Genomic DNA, 23,310 nt, shown 5'->3' with positions numbered 1-23,310 from the left:
GGGCAGTCAACAGATGATGCACTTTAACGTCCCGATTACCCTATTGTTTATTTGCATATATTCGCTTACAGTTAACAAAAAATTTACCATATAAAAAAGCCACAAGTTGCCGTTCAATATGTTTGCAACTTAATCAATATCATTAAAAGATGTATCAGGATGATAATTGAACCGCTATGGAATAGGCGACCCCTCCCACTGCAGTTCTCAAAAGTTGTTTCCTTGTTATGTTGTAAAAAAGGAATGCCAATAATGCTCACGTTCTTCTCTAAACTTCGCTTGAAGTCTTGTTTCATGTTTTTTGTTTTGTTGTCGGTGACTTTTGCTGTCAATGCATCGTTGGAGGGGCAGTGGCTGCAAGTTTCTTCATATGGTTTTCAAACTCTTACAATTAAGGCTAATGGTGAACTTTGGGCCTGGGGACAAAATACTTATGGCCAATTAGGTATTGGAAGGACAGATACTGGCCAAGATATTCCCATTCAAGTAGGTAATGATGCTAACTGGAAGATTGTTAGTGCTGGAGGTGGGCACAGCTTAGCAATAAAAATTGATGGAACTTTATGGGCATGGGGTCGTAATAATGGAGGCCAACTTGGGGATGGTACAAGTACTAATCGCTATGAACCTGTTCAAATTGGTACCGCCACAAATTGGAATAACGTAACTGCGGGTGCCCGTCACACCGTAGCCATGAAAAACGACGGTACCCTCTGGGTGTGGGGGACGAATACTGTTGGCCAACTTGGGGATGGTACAAGTACTAATCGCTATGAACCTGTTCAAATTGGTACAGACAATGACTGGCAATCAGTATTATCCGGTGCAGAACATGTTATTGCACTTAAAACGAGTGGTTCATTGTGGGCATGGGGTCGTAATAATGGAGGCCAACTTGGGGATGGTACAAGTACTAATCGCTATGAACCTGTTCAAATCGGAACTGGTCATAATTGGCAAAACCTTGGAATAGGGCTTTACCATAGTTTTGCAATAGACATCGATGGATATCTTTGGGCCTGGGGGCTCAACGATTATGGGCAATTAGGTGGTGGCACAACCGAAAATATAAGAAAGCCACTACAAATCGGCAATGATAATAATTGGAAGCAGGTCAGTGGTGGTTATCATTACACTTTAGGGCTCAAACAGGATGGCTCTTTATGGTCTTGGGGCGGAAATTATCAAGCACAGCTTGGTAATGGGTCGGAAAAACAAACGACTATACCTGTTCAGATTGGCTCACAAGTTGACTGGAACACTTTAGAGGTTGCAAATTCTTCTAGTTTTGCTATTAAACTCGACGGAACACTTTGGGCATGGGGGTATAATGGCGATAGACAGTTAGGCATTAAAGGAATTCAAAAAGTTGCATTTCCTGTCCAGGCTACACCAACGCTAGATTGGGATTGGCAACTAGTTGTGAAAGGTATGGGTTATTCGTTAGCGCTCAGGCCCAATGGAACACTATGGGCATGGGGTGCTAATGGTGATGGCCAATTGGGTGATGGCACCACCTTACAAAGAAAGTTACCAGTACAAATTGGCAGCGATACAAATTGGCAAAGTATTTCAGCCGGTATGAGTCGTTCTGTAGGCATTAAATCTGACGGTACTCTGTGGGCATGGGGCTGGAACTATAAAAGTCGACTGGTTGATAGCGCCGTTCATGTTATAACTGCACCTGTGCAAATTGGCAGTGACACTAACTGGCAGAGTGCTGATGCAGGTTGGGATCATTCTTTAGTCATCAAATCTGACGGCACCCTCTGGGCATGGGGTTCTAATAGTAGTGGGGAATTGGGGGATGGCACCACCACACAAAGAAAGTTACCAGTACAAATTGGCAGCGATACAAATTGGCAGCGTATTGCCGCAGGAGTTAATAACTCATTTGCTATTAGAACAGACGGTACCCTCTGGGTGTGGGGGGGGAATACTGTTGGCCAATTGGGGGATGGTACTACAACAAATAGAAGTGTTCCGGTACAAGTTGGCATTAAAACCAACTGGTTGTCTATTTCATCATTCCAAGGACATTCTTTAGCCATCAAATCTGACGGTACCCTTTGGGCCTGGGGAGGTAACGACTATGGCCAATTGGGTGATGGCACCACAGAATATAGGTCTACCCCTATTCAGGTGGGAAATAAAGCTAACTGGCGGAATATGACCGCAGGGCCATCTCATTCCTTGGCCATCAATTTGGATGGTACCCTTTGGGCGTGGGGCAATAACAATTATGGAGCACTAGGTGATGGCACCACAACCCCAAAGTCTAAACCTGTGCAAATTGGTACAGAGAGCGACTGGCAAATTATCAGCGCAGGGGGCTCTGGTTCAATTGCTATTAAATCAAATGGCACACTCTGGGCGTGGGGTTGGAACGAGTATGGCCAATCAGGCGATGGCACAAACATTGATTCCTTTATCCCCAAGCAAATACAATTGATTGACAGTGACGATGATAGTATCCCAGATTATTTGGATGCACTTCCTTATGACGTTACTGAACAAGTTGATACTGACTTGGATGGCATAGGCAACAACGCCGACTCTGATGATGACGACGATGGCATACCAGATGAGTACGAACTGGCTAACGATTTAAATCCACTAGACAATGATGATGCTTTACTGGATAACGACGGTGACGGCATTGCTGCTTTAGATGAATATTTATTCGGCAGTAGTGACAACGATGTAAACGATGTACCGGCCAATGTGAATTTCGCTTTGTATTCCTTCGAGGCTTTCAGTTGTCAGGCTGATTTCAATAGTGATGCAAAATGGAACGCAACTAATACTACTTCCTATGCCGGCAGTCAAAGCCATCAGGTATCGGGCCTTGAAAATGGTGGCTCTGCAAGTTTGACTTATCAGGGCACCTTCAATGCCGGATATGTAAGTTTTGTTCTTAAAACCTCCACAGAAGCGGAATATGACAAGTTAATTCTCAGTGTAGATGATGTTGAAATTGCTCGCTATAGTGGCGAGCAAGACTGGGCGCTCTATCGCTACCCTATCACTGCTGGTCAGCACATCATTAGTTGGACCTACATAAAAGACTCCGCAGACTCAGCCGGTGACGATTCGGTGTGGATTGATAGCATTGTTTTACCTATTAACACTGACCCCGATAATAACGGCATTCACAATGAAACACGCACTGACGATGACTGTGATGGTTATCTGGACCTCGATGAAATAGCGGCGGGCAGTGACCCTTTAAGGGCATCAAGCTTGCCTCTGGACACCGACGGTGATTACATCTCAAACGCGACCGATAGCGATGACGACAATGACGGTCTTGCGGATACAAACGATGCCTACCCATCAGTTTCCATTGGTGACTTACTCGATACCGATAACGACGGCGCACCAAACACATGTGACGAAAATTGTGTCGCTTTGGGTATGGCGGCTGACACCGATGATGACAATGACGGTGTATTGGATGTCGATGATGCATTCCCTCTTGACCCCACTAGAACAATCATAGTCAAAAACGACCTCGACGGCGACGGTAAATCAGACCTGCTATGGCGCAGTAGTGCCCGAGGCTGGAACTTCTTGTGGGCGATGGATGGCACCCAAACAAAACTAGCGCGTCCGATTAATGTAGTACAAGACGATGGTTGGTTGATGGCCGGTCAGGGTGATTACGACGGCGACGGCAAATCGGATATCTTGTGGCGCAACACCATCACGGGTTTAAATTTCATCTACTTAATGGATGGCCTAAACATTAAGGCGCGTCAAGTCCTGAACTATGTTGATGCCCCGCAGTGGGAGCTTGCTGGCAGCGGCGACTTTAATGGCGACGGTAAAGGCGATGTGCTGTGGCACGATATAGTGAGGGGACGTACCCATTTTTACATGATGGATGGCCTGCGCATTGGTACTAACCAAGCGTCAGTGACGGTCACCGACTTGAATGAAAAAATAGTAGCGATAGGCGATGTTAATGGCGATGGTACCGATGATGTCATCTGGCGTAATCAGCGTACGGGCGGTAACAGTATCTGGCTAATGGAAAATGGCCAGATAGCCAACATGTATGCCTTAAACCGGGTTAGCACAGACTGGACGATTGCTGGTGCAGGGGACTTAGATGGTGATGGCACGGATGACATTGTGCTGCGTAATCAAGCCGATGGCCGTAACTGGGCCTTTTTGATGGAGAATGGTCAGATTAAAACCAGTCAGTTGATTAACACGGTCGGTAGCCTGGATTGGCAAATTGCCGACATGGGCGATTATGACGGTGACGGTAAAACCGACATACTATGGCGTAATGAAAGTGCCGCGCGCAATATCATCCACCTGATGGATGGCTTAACGATTAAAGATAAAGGTGTCTTAAGACCGACTGATAATACGTGGCAGTTGGCTAAGTAAGGCCAATAAGCTGTAAAGCAAACAGAAAAGGTCATCTCAGTAACATGAATTGGCCTTTTTTTATTTTAGTTAAACTGTTCTTATCGGTAAATAATCGTGTTCTGACTTCGAGTGTGCCACAACGTAAACGTGCAAATCTCAGCAACCTACCACGGATCCAGGGATCCGGCACAAAACCTACCCTGAGAGCTCCGCTGTTGTGCGCTGAGGCAAACGTTCGCTGGCCGAGTACGTCAGTGATGGGCAGAGATCAAAATCCCACAGTGGGTGTCTGAGGACAAAATTGGTAAAAAGGTGGTTTTTCAGATGAGTTTCAGTGAGACCCGAAATCTATAAGTCGGCGGGTGTGGAGGTAACTCGATGATTTGTAACAGAAAAATGGTGGCCCTTCCCTGACTCGAACAGGGGACCTGACGATTATGAGTCGTATGCTCTAACCAACTGAGCTAAAGGGCCATTTACTGTGTTGAACTTATTTTCGAATTCTTGATATCGAAAACGACGCGCAGTATAAGCAGTTTTTAGGGACTTGTCATCACCTTGGCGTGCCTGATATTGCAAGAATTGGCAATTTATAATTCAATTGCCTAATTATTGTACGTCGATGGTGACCTTGGCTCTTTATTTGAGCGTATTCATCATCAGGTTTAGCATTTTGTTACTGGCCAATTTGTCATGGCTTCGATTTGTGACTTTTAGTATTTCTCTACTTTAGATTTTTTGTATCCTGTGAGGTCTACTGATTATGTTGTTACCTATGAGTATTATGGATAATAGGCTGATAAGTAACCAGTAATCTATGCTTCCGCCTCCAGATGAGGTGTCTGTTGTTTGTACTGATGCTATCACCGTCACGTTAACGTTATCAGAGCTAGCTAAGCCAAAATCATCTGTGATGGTAAGTGAGAACGTCAAAGTGCCAGCAGTACTTGGCGCGGTAAAATTGGCCTGTGGATTATTTTCATTGTTGATTGTGACATTAGTGCCTGATATTTGTTGCCACAGGTAATTCAGAGGCTGCTCTTCGGGGTCGCTGCCCATGCCAGCAAGTGTGACGTTTTGCCTTGTATTGACTTCAGAGTCGTCACCGGCTGTTGCTATAGGTGCTTGATTTGATTCATCGTCACGGATCACTATGTGTAAAGTAGATTGATTGCCTAGTGCGTTTGATGTAATTGCGGTGAGAGTTAATACAAGTGATTCTTGTGCTTCAGTTTCGTTGTCATCAATTAGGAATATCTCGATGTGTTGGTCAGTATTATCGCCGTCTAACCATTCAAGTGTGCCGCTGGCTGGATTGGCATCTGTACCTAGTATTGCTGAGCCTGAGCTAACAACATATTCCACATTGACAATACCATCACTGCCTCCTTGACGTGTTACGGCTATCTGCACTGATCCATCAGTTTCTTTTACAGTTATCTCATCTGTCGAAAATACGATTTGACCTTGCTGTAACGCATCGATGATTTGCACTGTGGTGATGCTTGGATTCACTAAGGTGGCACCATTTCTAGGATTGAATAATCGTATAAAAACGCTTTCGGTGATTTCGTCGAGGGCGTCGTTATTTGTTTGTAGGGTAATATTTTGAGGCTGAGTGTCGTTGGTTGTCCATTGTAATTCACCTGTTGTTAGCATCACGTCTTCTAAACCAGCTGAACCCGGTACTATTTCATAACTGACAGTACTGGCACCATTTCCGGTTTTAGTGACGACAATGCTGACGCTCTGGCCTTCATCTACTTGGCGTTGTTTGGGATCAAAGGCGATATTACCGGTATCGTTTTCTAATGTTTGGTCGTGAATAATGTATAAACCGCTGTTGATATCGCTCACCAAAATATTGCCACTAGGCAAAAAGGGATAGACTCCCCATGCGCCATTAAATGCAGCGTTGTCTGACACGGGATAGGTATCGAAAAAACCTACTTCAACTGGGTCGCTAGGGTCGGTAATATCAAGAACGGTTAGACCGCGTTCGTAGTTAGACATGTAATAACGATTGCCGCGCACAAAACCATTATGATCGATTGCGCGAGTCGGGCCAGACCAGGTGCCAACTAAGGTTGGTGTGCTCAAACTACTGATATCAAAAATGTTTAAGGTGGTATTGAGACCATGTGTTTGTTCGTCAAGTTCATCATGAACGATGACATATTGTTTATCTTCGCTCCACCAACCAGAATGCGTATATTCAGCATTGGGGTACGAGCTTGAACCTAGCTCAATGGCCTGATTTTTATCAGTGTGATCCCACACTCTGAGATTGTCTTCGTTAAAATCTAGTATTACCAAACAGTCGGTATTATTGGCTTGAACACAGTCGGTTTGGGCTCGTGCATCATTGATAGTAAGTGATGTCGCATCGTGAGTGTAATCGTTTCGAGTGCTGGAGGCGTTAGTATAGGTCGATCCTAATGTCTCAGGATCAGATAATGAGTACGAACGGAACGCACCGGCAAAGTTGTTGGATCCTAAAATATGTACTGCAGGCACTTGACCGGCTAAAGGGATATTTAGCCCATAATCCAGATTACTGATATATATATTGTGGGCGGTGCTGTCTGTGGTTTGCCGTCTCACCACTGAAATGCCATTTTCTAGATCGTTTAAATCGATGATAGATAAACCTTCATTGGCCTCAGTGGTGGCATAAGCATAGGCCTGCCATCTTAAGGTGGACGTATCAAAATATTGGTACACTTTGATATCTCTCCAAGTGGAGGACAAGCCTGAGATACTCCCTATTACTTCGGGTGAAGTGGGTGTCGTGACATCGACTACAGCCACAGCATTTCTGAGCCCGATAATGGCGTATTCTTTTTCAGTATTTAGGTCTACATGCCCCCATATGTCGTTGGCTGACGTAGGCTTGCTGGGGAAGTCAGACAAAGGAATATGTGCAAGTAATGACATGTTATTGCAGTCAAAACCGTCCGCGCTACCGTCAATACATGTGCTATTGGCTTGCTTTTTCTGCATCAATTGTAATTGAGAAATGTTAAGGCCTTTGCCTTGTAAACTTAACTTTGTTAAGCCTTTGGTGTCACGTATAACGTGAAAGCCTTGTTGCCTCAGTTGTTCGGCGTATTCCCCTGGCACACCTGAAACCGTGGTTAGGTAGGTATCGGGATTTTGCCCCTGATATTGTTCAACTTGATTAAACCCACCCAAAACGGGGACAATTTGACCAGTGAAATACAATAAGTCTTGCTCAGATTCAATTATATATTCCCCCTGAGCCACTAAAATCGTATCCCCTTTATTCGCTTTTTGTGAGGCATAAGTCACTGTTTTACATGGTCTAAATCTATTGTTACAGTTTCCATGATCTGCTCCGTTATTGGCAACAAAACGGGCTTTATCATGTTCTGCATGTGCTTGAACGCCTTGACTGTACCCCATGGCCAGTATCATTATGACGCCAATAAAATATCCCATGAAAATTATCACTATTAATATGAAGCCTGATTACACCTTACCTTTTAGACTCTATAGATCAAATTTTTTGTCCAGCAAAGGGGTAAAAAAAACCTTGGGGTTTTTGTTATTAGGCTTTTTGACTGTGTTTATGGGTAGCTGTTCTAGATTAAATGATGTGGAAAGTATAGAGGTTGAAATTTGGCACAATGGAAGCCCTCTAAATTGCAATGCCTTTGACAGTCATCAGCAAGTTTGGTCTATCCAGCAATTAGCCTTTTTTATTAGTAACGTTAAATTATATGACGAAGCGACCGTTTATGAACCGCAATTAAGTTCAACACCTTGGCAAACAGATAATGTGGTCTTGATCCAACCTAATTTGAATGACTGTGCTCCAAAATCAGAAGATGAAAATATACCTGTGCCAGAAGATTCTGGCGCTTCAGAAACCCTTAAAAGCAATGATTCCCTGCAATTTTTATTGCCAGTTGATCTTGATGCATCAAAACAGCTTTCTTTTACCCTTGCCGTGCCTTTTGAGTTAAATCATCAAAACCCTTTAATGCAACCTTCGCCGTTAAACCTGCCGAGCATGTTTTGGTCTTGGCGATCGGGGCACAAATTTTTTCGATTAGATTTACAAGCTTCTGACAAAAACTGGGTATTTCATTTAGGCAGTTTAGGGTGCACTGCTGTTTCAACTATGCGCTCTCCACAAAGTGAATGTGTACAACCCAATAGAGTCGACTTTCAGTTGGATAAAAAGCATAACGGAACAACACTTGTTATGCACATAGATAGGCTTATTGCCAATATATCGATGCAAAACAATGATTCTTGTTTGTTTCAATTAGGCCAAGATAGTTGCTCCATTTTAATGTCTAACTTGAAAACCCAAGATGTTTTTGAATGGCACTAAACTTGTCCACAGTTAGGTCATTACACGCTGCCTCTTATCTTATTTTGAGTAGCTTTTTATTTGCTTGTGAACCGCCGCAACTTAATCAACAAGAATATGATTGGACCTTACCTAAAGGTTTTCCAAGGCCTTTAGTACCCAAGGACAATCCTATGTCAGCTGCAAAAGTGGCTTTGGGTAAGGCGTTGTTTTTTGATGTAAATTTATCTTTTAATCAATCAACTGCCTGCGCCAGTTGCCATCAGCCGGCTTTTGCTTTTTCCGAACCAAAAAAAACGGCAGTAGGCTCAACAGGTCAAAGACACCGGCGTAATACTCAATCCTTAGTTAATGTGGCTTACAACAGCAACCTGACATGGGCTCATTCAGGGCTGGATCAGTTAGAGCAGCAAATTCTTATTCCGATGTTTTCTGAAAACCCGATTGAGTTAGGTATTACCGGTCATGAAAATGAAGTATTGCAACGATTTAAAAATCAGAGCTATGCAAAGCTGTTCGAACATGCGTTTGATGATAGTAATGCGGACTTTGACCGAATGGTAAAAGCACTTGCCAGTTATGTCAGAAGCTTAACTAGCTTTGCCTCGCCATTTGATGGGTATGCCTATCAAAATAATGATGATGCCATGTCTGATGCTGCTAAAAGAGGCATGAAGTTGTTTTTCTCGGAAAAAGTGGAGTGTTTTCATTGTCATGGAGGTTTCAACTTTAGTCAGTCAAGTCAACATGAGAATCAGAGGTTAGATTTACGACCTTTTCACAACACGGGTTTGTACAATATTGATGCTAAAGGTGCTTATCCTGTTTATGATCAAGGATTGATTGAAGTCACTTTGCAACCCCAGGATATGGGTAAGTTCAGAGCGCCCACATTGCGTAACGTAGAGGTGAGTGCTCCTTATATGCATGATGGAAGTTTGGCCACTTTAGAGGATGTGATTGAGTTTTATGCCGCGGGAGGAAGAGGACATGGAACCACTAACCCTTTGAAAAGTGCTTTTATAGCTGGTTTCGACCTGCAATTACAACAAAAACAAGATCTGATTGCTTTTTTGAATAGCTTGACCGACCGTCAGTTTTTAAATTCAAATGTAAATTAGCCTCTCAAGTCACCCTGATTGCATGAAAACAAAGAGGTGCAAGGGTAAAAGAACTTTGGTATCGTCTTAAAGTTAGACTAAGATATATTTAGACCATTTTCAATGGAGATTAAAATGACCGAGAAACCATTTTTAGTAAGTGGTCGCAATACCCTAATTCATAAATTACGAAAATTAGACTTACTTATTATTAACGGTGAGGATTATCCAGCCGTTGTTGTTACCCATAAAGGCATCAAAGAATTTGCTGGGAAAGTGCCAGATAACAAACGCGATGCAAAACTACAAGATATGGAGCTGGTCGATCTCACGAGTATTGACGTATTTTGTGAAGAAAAAATCTTGTTATTTGTGCAAACCATAAATGGTAAAGAATATAAAGTGGATTACAGCAAACATGGCACATCATTGTTTATTAAAATCCATCAGGAAAACGCCTTTTAGTTAGGCTGGCAAATTAACTAAAAAAAAGCCCTGTTATCAGGGTTTTTTTATATCTTTAAAAACGCTCAGATGAATAGTTGTACTCATTCTCTCACTCCCTCAATGTAACAAAATAACGCCAAATAGGATTAATCGATGATTTACAACGATAGTTTATCGCTGAGAGTTGTTAGTTGGTCGCTTAGTCGCATTTGGCCGTGCCTAGTCTTTTTTAGCCCTCCTTAAATCATCTTCCCCTCTACATTAAGCATGTACTTGCAATCATGCAAAATGTAACTAACACAAGGTGATACATCATGAAAAAAATCATTATCGCCAGCCTATTAACCGCAGGCATTCTTTTAGCTGGCAGTGCGCAAGCTAATAATATTGACAAAAACATTGAAACGCACTTGGTCAAAATATGTGAAGCAATTAAAAGTGATAGCAAACTTAAAGTGAATCGTGCAATCAAAAGAAGCGGCATCAAAGCCAGAACAATTAGTCAAGGTTTAGTCTGTAACGGTTATGACCCAGTGACCTTTGCATTAGTGAATAAAGCACAAAATACGGCTAAATTTATGGCTCGTAAAAGTGGTGTCAATTACGAAGCATTATTAGCTAAGTTATAGAAGGCTAATATGACTTTCCACAAGTGAGTGTATTTAACCCTGTATTATTTCAATGATACTTAGATTAAGCACTCACTTACTTCCCAACAATTTATGCATTTATTCACACTATTTTTTTGTTCGTTTAATTTAATAACGTAAAATTCCATCCCCAGCTAATTCTGTTTTAGACACACTGTTCGTCATGTTCATCCCTAAGCCAGCTTCCCAATTGAACTTTTTGATAACGTCAGATCATCGCCAAGCTGCATCCGCAGTAAATCGGTCATTTATAACTAAAAATACAAATCAGGGAGTTTTCCATGGGAAAAATTACATTTAGAAGAAGTCTAACGGCGTTAGCCGTTGTTGCATCCTTGGGTATGGCAATGCCAGCACTTGCCTCAGACTCAGGGTTTATTAATGGTAACTCAATTAACTCGTCAGGAGATAAGTTGGGTGGTGTATCGGTTACGATAGTTAATGTAAATACTGGACTTTCAAGAACTGTACTATCTGATAGTGACGGTGTATTTCGTTTTCCACTGTTACCAGCAGGTAACTACACAATGGAAGCATCGAAAGATGGCTACTTATTATCTAAGCAAGAAGGACTTGTTGTTAGTAACAGTGGTAAGACAAACATCAACGTTGCGTTGACCAGCGATTCGAATATGGAACGAATTGAAGTAACAGGTGCCGCTGTTATGGTTATAGACATTAGCTCTTCTGAATCATTAACCATAGTTGATCAAGAATTGTTAACCAGAGTACCGATTGCGCGCGATTTATCATCTGTTGCTTTATTGGCACCTGGCACTGCATTCGGTGATGGTTCGTTTGGTGAAGGCTCAGCTATTGAAGGGAACCCCGGTTTCGTATCATTTGGCGGTTCATCTTTAGCTGAAAATGCATTTTATATAAATGGATTAAATATCACAAACTTCCGCAAGGGTTTGGGTGGAAGTTCTGTTCCATTTGATATGTATGACTCATTTGAAGTAAAAGCGGGTGGTTTTGGAGCTGAATATGGGCGAGCTTTGGGGGGCGTAGTTAATGCCACGACTAAAAAGGGTTCAAATGAATTTCATGCAGGAGTGAACCTTTATTATGAACCAGGCTCTTTGCGTTCAGATCGCGATCAAGTATTCCAAGACGGTGGCATATTGCATGAAATCAATAACGAGACAGAGCGTGACTCCCTGCAAGGTAATATTTGGGCTAGCGGTGCATTAATCCAAGATAAATTATTCTACTATGTGATGTTTAACCCTCGTGACGTAGAAGTTGAAACCGAGCAACCATCAACTACTTCTACAGATACCTCAACCTCTACTTTCTCAGGGCAATCGCATTAAAAATGGCTTGACACAGATCCCCTAATTTGATCTATTACTTCGCTTTACGCGACGTAATATGACCAAATACAAGCCCACACTTATCGAACATTTCAAAGACATTGAAGATCCTCGTCTTCTAAGAAAACAATTACATAAATTAGATGACATCTTTTTTATTACCCTATGTGCCGTTATCTGTGGCTGTGATGGCTGGGTTGCCATTGAAAAATTTGCCAACATTAAACGCACTTGGTTTGAACAATATTTATCCCTAGAAAATGGTATTCCGTCTCATGATACTTTGGGACGTATTTTTTCCTTAATTGATCCTGAGCAATTTCAAACCTGTTTTTCTAGCTGGATCAAAGAGATAGTAAAAAATGTCACGGGCGATGTGATCGCTATTGACGGTAAATGCCTTCGACGCACTCATGATAAGTCATCTAATAAATCAGCTATTTATATGGTTAGCGCATGGTCACATGATAATCAGCTGGCACTTGGACAAGTGAAAGTTGATGAAAAATCGAATGAAATAACCGCCTTACCTTCCCTACTCAAAAACTTAGACATCACAGGCAGTATCATCACAACCGATGCATTAAACACACAAAAGAAATCGGCTGAACTGATCGTGAGTAAAGGCGCTGATTATTTAACCGCACTGAAAGGAAATCAAAGCACCCTACATGATGATGTGATTTTATTCTTTGAAAATACCCCTAAAAGTTATGAGGGCACGTTAAATACTTATAAGAGTATTGATTCAGGGCATGGCCGTATTGAAGAAAGAACAGTGACTTCCTGCAACCGAATTGACTGGCTTACTGAGCATCATACTCACCCACACCTTGCCAGTATTGTTAGCGTCAAATCAAGAAGATTTCTTGCGAACGAATGGTCAGAAGAAACGCGATACTTTATTAGTAGCGTTAAGCATAACGATGCAGAGAAATTTGCTCACTATGTACGTGCTCATTGGGGTGTAGAGAATAATCTTCACTGGAGATTAGATATGGCATTTGACGAAGATCATTGTCGAATTCGTCAAGGATATGCAGATCAAAACATGGCAATATTACGCCACATATCTTTGAATTTATTAACGTCAGATAATGATAATAAGGTAGGTATTAAGATTAAGCGGCAAATGGCAGGTTGGGATAATGATTACTTGCTGAAACTGCTACAAATATTTTAATGCGATTGCCCTGTCTACTTTCTGGGGCGGTAAAATTGATTGGTACATCACCGATGATCACAGGCTTGAACTCACCTATTTTTCAGATGAGAATGAAGTGACTCGTTCTCAGGATAATATTGATCCCGATACCCGAGTAAATAATGGGTTTCGAGGTGAGGGTGTATACAATCGTGGTGGTTCAAGTTATATCGCTAAATATACTGGCATAATTACTGACGATTTCACCATTAGTGCTTCTTATGGCATTAATGAAATCGACCGCGCTGATGATAACGCAGATACAAACACAACCCTAATCACTGACCGTGAAACGGGCGAAGCCTATGGTGGCTGGGTGGTTGATTTCTTCGAACGCGGTGCCGATGAACGTGAAGTAATCCGATTAGATTTTGATTATTATATTGGTGATCATGCCATCCGTTTTGGTTACGATAACGAAACTTTAACCTCGGAGTCTGAACGAGGCTACCCAGGACGTTTTTGGTATCGATATCAACAAGACTTGAGTCGTGTAAGAGTCCGTGAAAATTATCAGGCACCAGCTGAATTTGGTACTGACTCGGAAGCCATTTATATTCAAGATACTTGGCAAGTAACAGATGATTTGGTTACCACAATAGGTATTCGAAATGAAGAATTCACTAATTATAATGCGGATGGCGAAGCGTTTATAAGTATTTCAGATCAAATATCACCTCGTATTGGTATTGCCTGGGATGTTAATGGTAACGGCGAATCAAAACTATATGCTAATTTTGGCCGCTATTATATTCCTGTCCCTACTAACACCAATGTTCGTGTGGCGGGTTCAGAATTATTTACTCAAAAAACCTGTGATGTCGTATCGATTGATAGTGACTTTGTACCCACTTTTGACAACTGTGGTGGCACCGCTATTTTTGGTGATGGCACCCAAAAAGCAACCTTAGAAGTCGTTGATGCAAATGTTGAACCTATGTATCAAGATGAACTTATTTTGGGTTATGACTTTCAGTTAAATGATGAGTGGACCCTTGGTGTTAAAGGTACTCGCAGAGAAGTCGGCGTGGCATTAGAAGATGTTGCGATTGATTTCGGTTTTAATCAATATTTAGAGAGAGAGTTTGATTCGAGCTGTACTTTGTGTAGTGGTTTCCATTATTACGTATTAGGTAATCCAGGTGGCGACATGACTATCACAACTGATCCTGATGGTGATGACGGTCCTCTTGTTCTTCAAGCCTATACTATTCCTGGTGCTGATTTAGGTTACCCAGAGGTGCAACGAAAATACTCTTCAATTGATTTTACTTTTAACCGAGCATGGGATGATGTTTGGATGTTACAGGGGTCTTATACTTGGTCTAAGAGTTACGGAAATAATGAGGGGTTTGTTCGTTCAGATAATGGTCAGGATGATGCTGGTATTACCACTAACTTCGATCAACCGGGATTGGTAGATGGTGCAAATGGTAACTTGCCCAATGACAGACGTCATAAAGTAAAAGTATTCGGTGCTTATTCTATACAAGATAATCTTGTAGCAGGTGCCAACTTTAGCTACCAGTCTGGTAGGCCTAAAAATGCCTTTGGTGTACATCCTACAGATGACTTTGCAGCTGCTTACGGTACAGCTTCATTCTTTGTGGATGGAGAGCTAGTACCAAGAGGTTCATTGGGTAATCAGCCCAGTACATGGCAGTTAGATTTGTCGTTAACTTATACGGCTCAAGTTGGCGACTACGATCTGGTACTCCGTGGCGACATATACAATTTATTCGATAATGACTCTATAGTTGAAACAGAAGAGAACTTCGAATTTGATGATGGCACGCCAGATCCTGATTATGATCTAATCGATAGATATCAATCTCCAAGATATGCCCGCTTAAGTGCTTCTATATCTTTCTAGTTATCTTTCAATAAAAAACTTGAATAAGTAATAGTGTTAAAACTTGAATCCGGATGCCATTTGGCTCCGGATTTTTCAGATGCAAAGCAAAATTATGTCGAGGGGAAATTTGTTGCAAACAAATGATCATTTAGGCGATATTCAAAATGCCTTTAAAGCAGGTAACCGGAAAGCCATGGTAGAAATTATATCGGCTATTATAAAAGATCATGAGGCAACCCAACAGCAACTGCTATTGACTGCGCGAATAGCTGCCAAAATAGGCGAGATGAAATTAGCCATTATTGTGATCGATAAATTCGCTGACGTAAAGCCTGATAGTAGTGAAACACAATTGAGTAAAGCGAGTTTGCTTGCCGAGTTAGGACAGGTTACGCAGGCATTAGAATATGTCACCTGCAAAAGCTCATCACACCCCGCGATCAACCACTTTATTGGCACTGTTCGCTCACAATTAGGTGATATTAGAGGGGCATTGAAACATTTCAGGGAGGTGGTGAAAGTGTGGCCTAATGCAGGCCAGACATGGTATATGATCGCTTCATTAAAGACCTTCACCCAAGAGGACTCTGATCTTAAATCGTTATTTAATTCTATCAAATTGATTGAGGGGGCTAATAGTTTATCAAGGGCAACATTTTATTATGCACTAGGTAAAGCCCAACACGATTTAGGCCATTACCAAAAAGCGGGTGAAGCTTATTTACAAGGAGCTAAGCTGATTTCTGTGGATAAAAAGTATCATGCCGCAGCAGATCAGCAAGTAGTAAAGGCAATCGTAAATAGCTTTAATAGTGATTCACTAGCGTCTCTTTCTAAAAATCAGCTGTGTCATGAATTTTCCCCTATTTTTATTTTTGGCTTGCCTCGCAGCGGCACTACATTGATTGAGAGAATTATTTCTTCTCATAGTCATGTTATTGCCGGAGGGGAAGTCGATTTTATGCAAAAATCGACAATAGAAATGAAAGGTATGAGCATACAACACGCCAAAGCTTTTGAAAATAAATTCGCTGAACCACAACTTTCCTGGGAGCATTTAGCAAAGCTGTATTTACATCTAGTTAAAGAACGATTTGGTGAAGTGGGGACTATTGTTGATAAAAATTTAGGTAATAGCCGATACTTAGGATTGATAAGCCGCGTTTTTCCAAATTCACCTAAATTATGGGTCAGAAGAGATCCAATGGATGCTGCCCTTTCGTGTTTCAGAACCTGCTTTAGTGGTTCTATGCATTGGAGCTGGTCCTTTGAAAATATTGCACGGTATTTTGTACTTGAGGATGTATTGTTCGAACACTGGTATAAAATATTTGGTGATGAAATCCTCGTGGTACCTTACGAAGAATTTGTTGCTTCACCACAAATATGGTCAAAGAAAATATTCGAGCATTGTCATCTTAGTGATGAAAATACGCTCAGTCATTTTCATCTAAATAAGCAGGAAAGTGTCACATCTAGTTCTGCACAAGTTAGAAAACCGGTTTATCAAGATTCTGTTGGAATATCTGAAACCTATTTATCAATTATGAAACCATTTATTGATAATTATGGTGTTTAGTCTGGAAGGTGGCCAAATGATTCAGACTATCGAGTTTGGTGAAGTTCATCCCATCATCTGAATGATTCATCACATTTGAGTTTTAAATAACACAAATGGATCTACACTAATAAAGTCGGAGTAGTGACCCGATGAGTATATGTTTTTACTATATTTAAAAAACATGTATTGTTTCCTGGATTAAGCAAGGGCTGGTGCTACAAAGCGCAGCCCTTTCTTTTTGTCCGAAAAATACTTTGTTACAGCTTACCTCCATTTATCCTAGATCCCCGCACTTGGTCTCAGAAATATTCGCGTTTTATCCCCTATCTTGTATATTTTATACCACAACAATTAAGGAATGATATGTATGCACCACTGTATAGTAATAGACGATGAGAACTTAGCCAGAGAAAGAATATCGAGTTTTGTAGAGGAACAACACAACTGGCAGATAGATGGTGAATCTGGAGAATATAAAGAGGCGGAGAGCCTACTTTTAAAATATCGGCCTGATGTGTGTTTTATGGATATTAATATTATAGGGGGCAGTGGTATTGAGTTGGCCGAACAGCTAGCTAAACGAATTGATTGTTATTGGGTGTTCACTACAGCGTCCAGTGATTATGCGCTCCAAGCATTTGATCTTGAGGCGACAGATTATCTGCTCAAGCCATTTGAAAATAGTCGATTAGCCAATGTTTTACAAAAAGTTGAAAAGCTGAAAAGGCAAACTGTCAAACAATGTAAAAACGTATTAGCAGTGAAATCAGTCGGAGCGGTTGAATTTGTTAATGTGCAGGATATTATCTGGATAAAAGGTTCGGCCAATTATGTGGAGCTTCATTGTGCAAACCGTATGTTATTACACAGAGAAACCCTTTGTAAGTTAGAAATGCAGCTCAACCCAGAGAAGTTTATTCGTGTTCATCGTTCGGCGATGGTCAATGTTGAGAAAATTAATTCCTTGAGCAGTGAGCTGGGCCGTTTTTCGTTGTTACATTTAAACAATGGTGACGAAGTTAAAATCGGTCAAGGCCACAAAGCTTCACTTTTCGAGTTCTTAGGGTTGGATGGCTAGTTTATTTCTATTAAGTGGATTGTGTAAGTGAAAGACACTGCTGAAACATTTATCGCCAACAAAGACAAACCTTCGTTTTGGCTGTTGCATAGTTTGGGGTGGATGACCTATGTGTTTATTTTTACAGTAGATAATGTGTTCTTCTATCGTGATTTTAATAGAATCGGGTTTGAGGTGTTTTTCCCTCTGGTATTATCGGGTGTATTCGCAGCACTTTTGACGTGGCCTTTAAGGTATATCTATCGGCAATGTTGGGGATTACCCTCTGTTTGGTTAATTGTGACCATTATGCTTTGCAGTCTCCTAGTAACCGGTATTTGGACACCGATAAAAAATATTGCCATGTGGTACTTCTATGAAAATTTTGATGTTTTATCCCTTATCGCTGGTAATCCTTCTGAGGACTTTAAATGGTATATGCTGTTTATGTCAGTGAGTTATGCGTTTTTTATGATTTTTGTCTGGAGTACTTTGTACTTTGGGATTAACTATCACTTTCGCTTGATAAACGAAAAAAAGATGCATATAGAGGCCGTACGACTGTCTCATATCTCGCAAATTAAGATGCTGCGATATCAAATCAATCCGCATTTTCTATTTAACTCACTGAATGCCGTTTCAACCTTGGTATTGCGAGGGAGCAAGGAAAAAGCTAATGGTATGTTGATTAGATTGTCTACTTTTTTGCGTTTTTCATTAGACAATGATCCTGAAAAAAAGATCCGTTTATACGATGAGTTAAAGGCTTTGATGCTATATTTGGAAATCGAAAAAACACGTTTTGACGACAGATTAACAGTAAAGTTTGAAATTGAGCCACAAACAGAAGCCTTGCTTGTTCCAAGTTTGTTGTTGCAGCCGTTAGTCGAGAATTCTATTAAGTATGCTATTGCGCAGATGTCTAAGGGTGGTTTGATTGAAGTGACAGCAAAGTGCCTTCATTGTTGCTTACAAATGGAAGTGGCTGATAACGGACCCGTCCAAGATAATGCATATTTGGATGTAAAGTCAAAAAATAAGGGGCAAACAGCATCTAGCCATACTGGGGTAGGGGTACAGAATATTGTCGATAGGCTGAATGTTTTATATCCTGATAACCATAGTTTTAATATTATCCGTGGTTTAACTATGGGGTATAGTGTTCAAATTTCGATACCTATGGAGTATTCATGAGTCGTCAATTGACTGCCATCATTGTTGATGATGAACGTTTGGCCAGAGAAGGCTTAATGCTCAGGTTGAATGATGATCCTAGGTTTGATGTAGTTGCACAATGTCCATCTGCTCAGCATGCATTGAATGCGATTGAGCAGTTCCAACCCGATATTGCTTTTGTGGATATCGAGATGTCAGGGTTAAGCGGGCTAGAGCTGGCAGAACTATTATCACAAAATACCACTCCTGTGCCTAAAATAGTGTTTGTCACCGCATTTAGAGAGTTTGCCCTAAATGCCTTCGAATTTCAGGCTTTTGATTATTTACTTAAACCGTTTTCGGATGACAGATTAGCCAGTTGTTTAAGCAAGCTAACGGATTCTTTTTTTGATAGTGATGTAGTGCTGCAACACCATAAACTAGACGAATTACTGAGTCGCAAAACGGGTAACTCCATTGATGGTTTTATCCGTAATTTAGAGGTGACGAGTGGCGGCTCAATGAGTGAACTGCAGCGATCGGTTTCTATGAAAAGTGGTTCGGAGTGGATCAGAGTGAGGCTGGATGATATTTCTTGGATTGAAGCCGCTGGTGATTACATGTGTGTGCATACATTGGACGGTACACATATTATACGTAAAACCCTTAAACAATTTGAACAAGAACTCGATCCCAACCTTTTTCCAAGGGTTAATCGTTCAGCGATGATCAATATGAGTAAATTAAAAAGACTGACACCAAACTCAAATGGTGAATACGAAGCACAATTGACATCTGGTGACAGTGTGAAGGTCAGCCGAAAATATAAATTTAAACTAGAAGAACTAAGAACAAAAGGCGGTAGTGAAGCTTAACTTTGGATGCTAAATCATGCCAATTTCAATGGCTTTAAGTACGGCACGAGTCCGATCTCTGACCCCTAATTTGCCGAGGATAGCCGACACCTGGTTTTTAACTGTACCCTCTGATTTATGCATTGCGTTGGATATTTCTCTATTACTGTAACCGGATGCCATCAGACGTAACACTTCTTTTTCTTTTTCACTGATATCAGGCGTTTCCTGTAATGGTGTATCGTGAACTGCATGTTTTTTTAAACCCTGAATGATGCGTTCAGTTATTGCGGGTTGAATTAAGGTTTTGCCCTGATGCACGGTTTTAATGCCATCAACTAAGGTCTCCAAAGACACATCTTTAAGTAAATAGCCTTTTGCTCCCGATTGAATAGCTTGTAACACTAATTGATGATCGTCGAAGGTCGTCAGCATGATCACGGGAATATCGATACTAGCGCCTTGTAAACCCTGCACCGCCTCGATGCCAGTTTTTACCGGCATACTAATATCCATCAGGATCACATCCACAGTTTGATGTTCTATTGAGTCTCGTAATATTGTAAGCACTTGCTCACCATCACTCGCTTCTGCAACGACTTTAATATCTTGTGTTAGTGCCAGTAAGCTTTTAATTCCCTCTCTTACCAACATTTGGTCGTCTACTAACATGACATTGATCATAGGGTCTCCTGTGGTATAGCTATCGACGTGCGAAAGCCCTTGTTGTCGTGAGTGAAGTTTACATGACCACCAATGAGCGATAAGCGCTCTACCATGCCCCTTAAACCATTTCCCATGTCGAAGTGTTTAATGAGTTTGCCATTATCACTTATGTTAACTGAGATACCTTGTTTGTCTTTATTAACATTCAGTATCATCACATCCGCAGTGCTGTGTTTCAAAGTGTTGGTCACAGATTCTTGCACACATTTTATAATAGTGTCGGCCGTGTTGACTTCATGAATATTGAGATTGTCGTCGAAGTGCAGTTGTACTTTTAATCGTGGTAATTTGTCGAATAATGTCATCAATGCATCTTTTAATTCTACATCTGATTTATCTCGAATTTCAGATACGGCTTCTCGCACATCGCTGAGTAGCAACTTGGCTAAGCCATGGCAGGTTTCAATTTTTTCCTTGGTCTCGCCTTGGGTAATTCTAGAGGCGACTTGCAAATTAATTATTAAGGCGGTCAGATGATGGCCAAGTAAGTCATGGATATTCCGTGCAATTCTAACTCGCTCTGCTTGTTTACTCGCCTGGCTAAGTAACTTTTGGGTGGCTAATAATTCACGATTTAACTGATTGGCACGTTCTTTAGCTTGACGTTCCTTGGTAGCGGTATTGACCATGATCAAGGCAAAAATATTAGTAACTATTCAGCCTCATGAAAATATATTTTGACGATCCCAGCGATCGTATTGACTGATCCCGCTAGGATGTCAGACTTGCCTTAATATCACTTTAGTTATTAACCAATGAAGATTGACGGCATTGAAATCGACAGTGTGATCGATTCAACAAAAAAGTTGCTTACAGAGGATAAATCAATTTCGCCGGCCTTAAGAGCGGCAATTGAATTGATCATGCTGGTTGTGTCTTTGCTTGCTAATCGATTAGGACTAAATAGCCAAAACAGCAGTAAACCACCCTCCACAGATTTTGATAGAAAGAAGAATTCAAGGACTAAATCTGACAATCCGGCCGGCGGCCAGAAAGGGCGGGAGGGTAAAACGCTGAGCCCGTTCGAAGAGCCCGATGTAGTCAAGGATATTCCCGTAAACAGGGCGCTATTGCCTCCTGGGAAGTATCGTGATGCTGGCGTCCAGTGTCGTCAAGTGGTTGACATAGAAATATCACGCATGGTCACCGAATACAGAGCGCAAATACTGCTCAACGAAACAGGCAAGAAATTCACAGCTGAGTTTCCACAAGGTGTTAACAGTGCTATCCAATATGGCGATGGCATTAAAGCGCACGCGGTTTACCTGTCACAATATCAATTGCTGCCTTATAAACGTATTGAAGAGTATTTTTCCGATCAACTCAATATTCCGATCAGTGCGGGAACCTTGTTTAACTTCAATCAAAAAGCGTCAGATTTAATTGAGCAAACAGGTGCCGCGGATCGGATCAAAGCCGCACTACGAGCATCACCCGTGCTGCATGTTGATGAAACAGGCGTCAACATTAACGGCAAGCGGCGTTGGTTACATTGTGCCTCATCACTTACCTGGACGTATTTCCATGCCCACGATAAACGTGGGAAAGAGGCCATGGATGCGGCCGAGATACTGCCATGCTTTACGGGCATTCTGTGCCATGACCACTGGAAACCTTACTACAAATATATCCTATGTGAACATTCTCTGTGCAATGCCCATCATTTGAGAGAATTGGAAAGAGCGTGGGAGCAAGACAAGCAGAAATGGGCCAATGAAATGCGTGCACTGCTGACCAAGCTTTGTCAGGACGTGAAGGATAATGACGGTAAGTTAACGCCAGAGTCTGCCCGCGTCGCCAGAGAACAGTACCGTGAAATACTCTTTGAGGGTGATAAGGAGTGTCCGCCACCAAATGAGGAGGACCGACCAGCAGGACAACGGGGTCGTTTAAAACGAACCAAAGCGCGCGCCTTGCTTGAACGGCTCAGAGAATTTGAAAATGATGCGCTTAGATTTATCGAAATAAAAGATGTCCCCTTTACTAACAATCAAGGGGAAAACGATATTCGAATGACAAAAGTACATCAAAAAATATCGGGATGTTTCAGAAGTCAAAACGGTGCGGATATGTTTTGTTTGCTTCGCAGTTACATATCCAGTTGTCGCAAGCAAGATGTTTCAGCAAGTGAGGCGTTGCGACTATTGTTCAAGGGCAGGCTTCCTGACATCTTTTCATCTGCGCGACCTGAATAGTTACAAATATTAAACATAAAAAACAAAGCGGAAGACACAAATGCATACTGTTCTTGCCAATGAAACTGATAAATAAGCCATAGTGGCGATGACCAAAGTGGAGCGGTTAACATGGCGCTGCGCACACTCATCACTTTAGGCAGTAACGTGCACCAAATGGTTATGAGTATCGCCGTATAATTGTAAGGTACTAAAAAGTACAAACTTATTACGCAGACATATTGCACACTAAGCAACACCATTTTAGATATTCGCGAGGCGTTTTGTGTTGTTTCGCTAGTTGAGCGTAACCAAAGAGTAATAAAACAAATATGTAAGCATGCTGCTGCAATAACACTGCATATATCGTAGCTGGTATCAGCTAACATAAAGTAACAAGCACTGATGGCGACTATTGCCCAAGTGCCTACTGCACTAAAAATATCTAATGGAAATAGTGGTTTCAGTTTTTCTCGCATTACACTG

The 23,310-nt window shown here is 41.5% G+C and carries 18 protein-coding genes and 1 tRNA gene; 14 read left to right on the top strand and 5 right to left on the bottom strand.

Going from position 1 to position 23,310, the window contains the following annotated elements:
- The first annotated feature begins 252 nt into the window (after positions 1 to 252).
- On the top strand, positions 253 to 4,401 hold the full coding sequence (locus CXF95_RS29330) for an FG-GAP-like repeat-containing protein (protein ID WP_198556763.1): 4,149 nt from the start codon (positions 253 to 255) through the stop codon (positions 4,399 to 4,401).
- 44 nt (positions 4,402 to 4,445) lie between these two features.
- Positions 4,446 to 4,676 carry a hypothetical protein gene (locus CXF95_RS29830; RefSeq protein ID WP_157828310.1) on the top strand — a complete coding sequence of 77 codons (231 nt, stop codon included), beginning with the start codon at positions 4,446 to 4,448 and terminating at the stop codon, positions 4,674 to 4,676.
- Between the two features lie 104 nt (positions 4,677 to 4,780).
- On the opposite strand, the gene CXF95_RS29325 is transcribed toward CXF95_RS29830, so the two are convergent.
- A tRNA-Ile gene (locus tag CXF95_RS29325) sits at positions 4,781 to 4,857 on the bottom strand.
- A 255-nt stretch (positions 4,858 to 5,112) separates the two neighbouring features.
- Positions 5,113 to 7,845 carry a choice-of-anchor B family protein gene (locus tag CXF95_RS29320; RefSeq protein WP_232788107.1) on the bottom strand — a complete coding sequence of 911 codons (2,733 nt, stop codon included), beginning with the start codon at positions 7,843 to 7,845 and terminating at the stop codon, positions 5,113 to 5,115.
- Between CXF95_RS29320 and CXF95_RS29315 the strand changes: the two genes are divergently transcribed.
- From CXF95_RS29315 to CXF95_RS29265, 11 genes are all read left to right on the top strand, one after another.
- The gene (locus tag CXF95_RS29315; protein ID WP_232788106.1) at positions 7,844 to 8,746 is read left to right on the top strand and encodes an MbnP family copper-binding protein; all 903 of its coding nucleotides are present in this window, start codon (positions 7,844 to 7,846) and stop codon (positions 8,744 to 8,746) included. The two genes, CXF95_RS29320 and CXF95_RS29315, sit on opposite strands and share 2 nt — an antisense overlap.
- Complete coding sequence (locus CXF95_RS29310; RefSeq protein ID WP_198556762.1) at positions 8,737 to 9,846, top strand: methanobactin export MATE transporter MbnM; 1,110 nt, start codon at positions 8,737 to 8,739, stop codon at positions 9,844 to 9,846. The genes CXF95_RS29315 and CXF95_RS29310 overlap by 10 nt, the downstream gene beginning before the upstream one ends.
- 114 nt (positions 9,847 to 9,960) lie before the next feature.
- Positions 9,961 to 10,290 carry a hypothetical protein gene (locus CXF95_RS29305; RefSeq protein ID WP_101201902.1) on the top strand — a complete coding sequence of 110 codons (330 nt, stop codon included), beginning with the start codon at positions 9,961 to 9,963 and terminating at the stop codon, positions 10,288 to 10,290.
- Positions 10,291 to 10,586: 296 nt separating this feature from the next.
- On the top strand, positions 10,587 to 10,901 hold the full coding sequence (locus CXF95_RS29300) for a DUF3718 domain-containing protein (RefSeq protein WP_101201901.1): 315 nt from the start codon (positions 10,587 to 10,589) through the stop codon (positions 10,899 to 10,901).
- A 302-nt stretch (positions 10,902 to 11,203) separates the two neighbouring features.
- On the top strand, positions 11,204 to 12,238 hold the full coding sequence (locus CXF95_RS29295) for a TonB-dependent receptor (protein ID WP_101201900.1): 1,035 nt from the start codon (positions 11,204 to 11,206) through the stop codon (positions 12,236 to 12,238).
- 58 nt (positions 12,239 to 12,296) lie between these two features.
- A complete protein-coding gene (locus tag CXF95_RS29290; protein ID WP_101197148.1) occupies positions 12,297 to 13,421 on the top strand; it encodes an ISAs1 family transposase in 1,125 nt (374 codons plus the stop codon).
- A gap of 97 nt (positions 13,422 to 13,518) precedes the next feature.
- Positions 13,519 to 15,315, top strand: a complete 1,797-nt coding sequence (locus tag CXF95_RS29285) for a hypothetical protein (RefSeq protein ID WP_101201899.1) — start codon at positions 13,519 to 13,521, stop codon at positions 15,313 to 15,315.
- 112 nt (positions 15,316 to 15,427) lie between these two features.
- Positions 15,428 to 16,876, top strand: a complete 1,449-nt coding sequence (locus CXF95_RS29280) for a sulfotransferase (protein WP_198556761.1) — start codon at positions 15,428 to 15,430, stop codon at positions 16,874 to 16,876.
- A gap of 349 nt (positions 16,877 to 17,225) precedes the next feature.
- Positions 17,226 to 17,936, top strand: coding sequence for a LytTR family DNA-binding domain-containing protein (locus CXF95_RS29275; RefSeq protein WP_101201897.1), 711 nt, complete (start codon positions 17,226 to 17,228; stop codon positions 17,934 to 17,936).
- A gap of 27 nt (positions 17,937 to 17,963) precedes the next feature.
- Entirely contained in the window at positions 17,964 to 19,109 is a 1,146-nt protein-coding gene (locus tag CXF95_RS29270) for a sensor histidine kinase (protein ID WP_101201896.1), read from the top strand.
- Positions 19,106 to 19,945, top strand: coding sequence for a LytTR family DNA-binding domain-containing protein (locus CXF95_RS29265; protein ID WP_101201895.1), 840 nt, complete (start codon positions 19,106 to 19,108; stop codon positions 19,943 to 19,945). The genes CXF95_RS29270 and CXF95_RS29265 overlap by 4 nt, the downstream gene beginning before the upstream one ends.
- 9 nt (positions 19,946 to 19,954) lie before the next feature.
- Here CXF95_RS29265 and CXF95_RS29260 read toward each other — a convergent pair whose 3' ends face one another.
- Positions 19,955 to 20,608 carry a response regulator transcription factor gene (locus CXF95_RS29260; RefSeq protein WP_101201894.1) on the bottom strand — a complete coding sequence of 218 codons (654 nt, stop codon included), beginning with the start codon at positions 20,606 to 20,608 and terminating at the stop codon, positions 19,955 to 19,957.
- Positions 20,605 to 21,279 (bottom strand): sensor histidine kinase, encoded by a 675-nt coding sequence (locus CXF95_RS29255; protein ID WP_101201893.1) that lies wholly within the window; start codon positions 21,277 to 21,279, stop codon positions 20,605 to 20,607. Before CXF95_RS29255 ends, CXF95_RS29260 begins: the two co-directional genes overlap by 4 nt.
- 126 nt (positions 21,280 to 21,405) lie before the next feature.
- Between CXF95_RS29255 and CXF95_RS29250 the strand changes: the two genes are divergently transcribed.
- The gene (locus CXF95_RS29250) at positions 21,406 to 22,845 is read left to right on the top strand and encodes an IS66 family transposase (RefSeq protein WP_101197042.1); all 1,440 of its coding nucleotides are present in this window, start codon (positions 21,406 to 21,408) and stop codon (positions 22,843 to 22,845) included.
- Here the strand turns inward: CXF95_RS29250 and CXF95_RS29245 are convergent.
- Positions 22,740 to 23,303: a hypothetical protein gene (locus tag CXF95_RS29245; protein WP_232788105.1), complete on the bottom strand. Its 564-nt coding sequence runs from the start codon at positions 23,301 to 23,303 to the stop codon at positions 22,740 to 22,742. The two genes, CXF95_RS29250 and CXF95_RS29245, sit on opposite strands and share 106 nt — an antisense overlap.
- Positions 23,304 to 23,310 lie beyond the last annotated feature (7 nt).

It is taken from the genome of Paraglaciecola sp. MB-3u-78 (assembly GCF_002835935.1).
GTDB lineage: Bacteria > Pseudomonadota > Gammaproteobacteria > Enterobacterales > Alteromonadaceae > Paraglaciecola.
The sequence above is the reverse complement of the archived record's forward strand: the minus strand, read 5'-3'. Positions and strand labels throughout refer to the sequence as shown.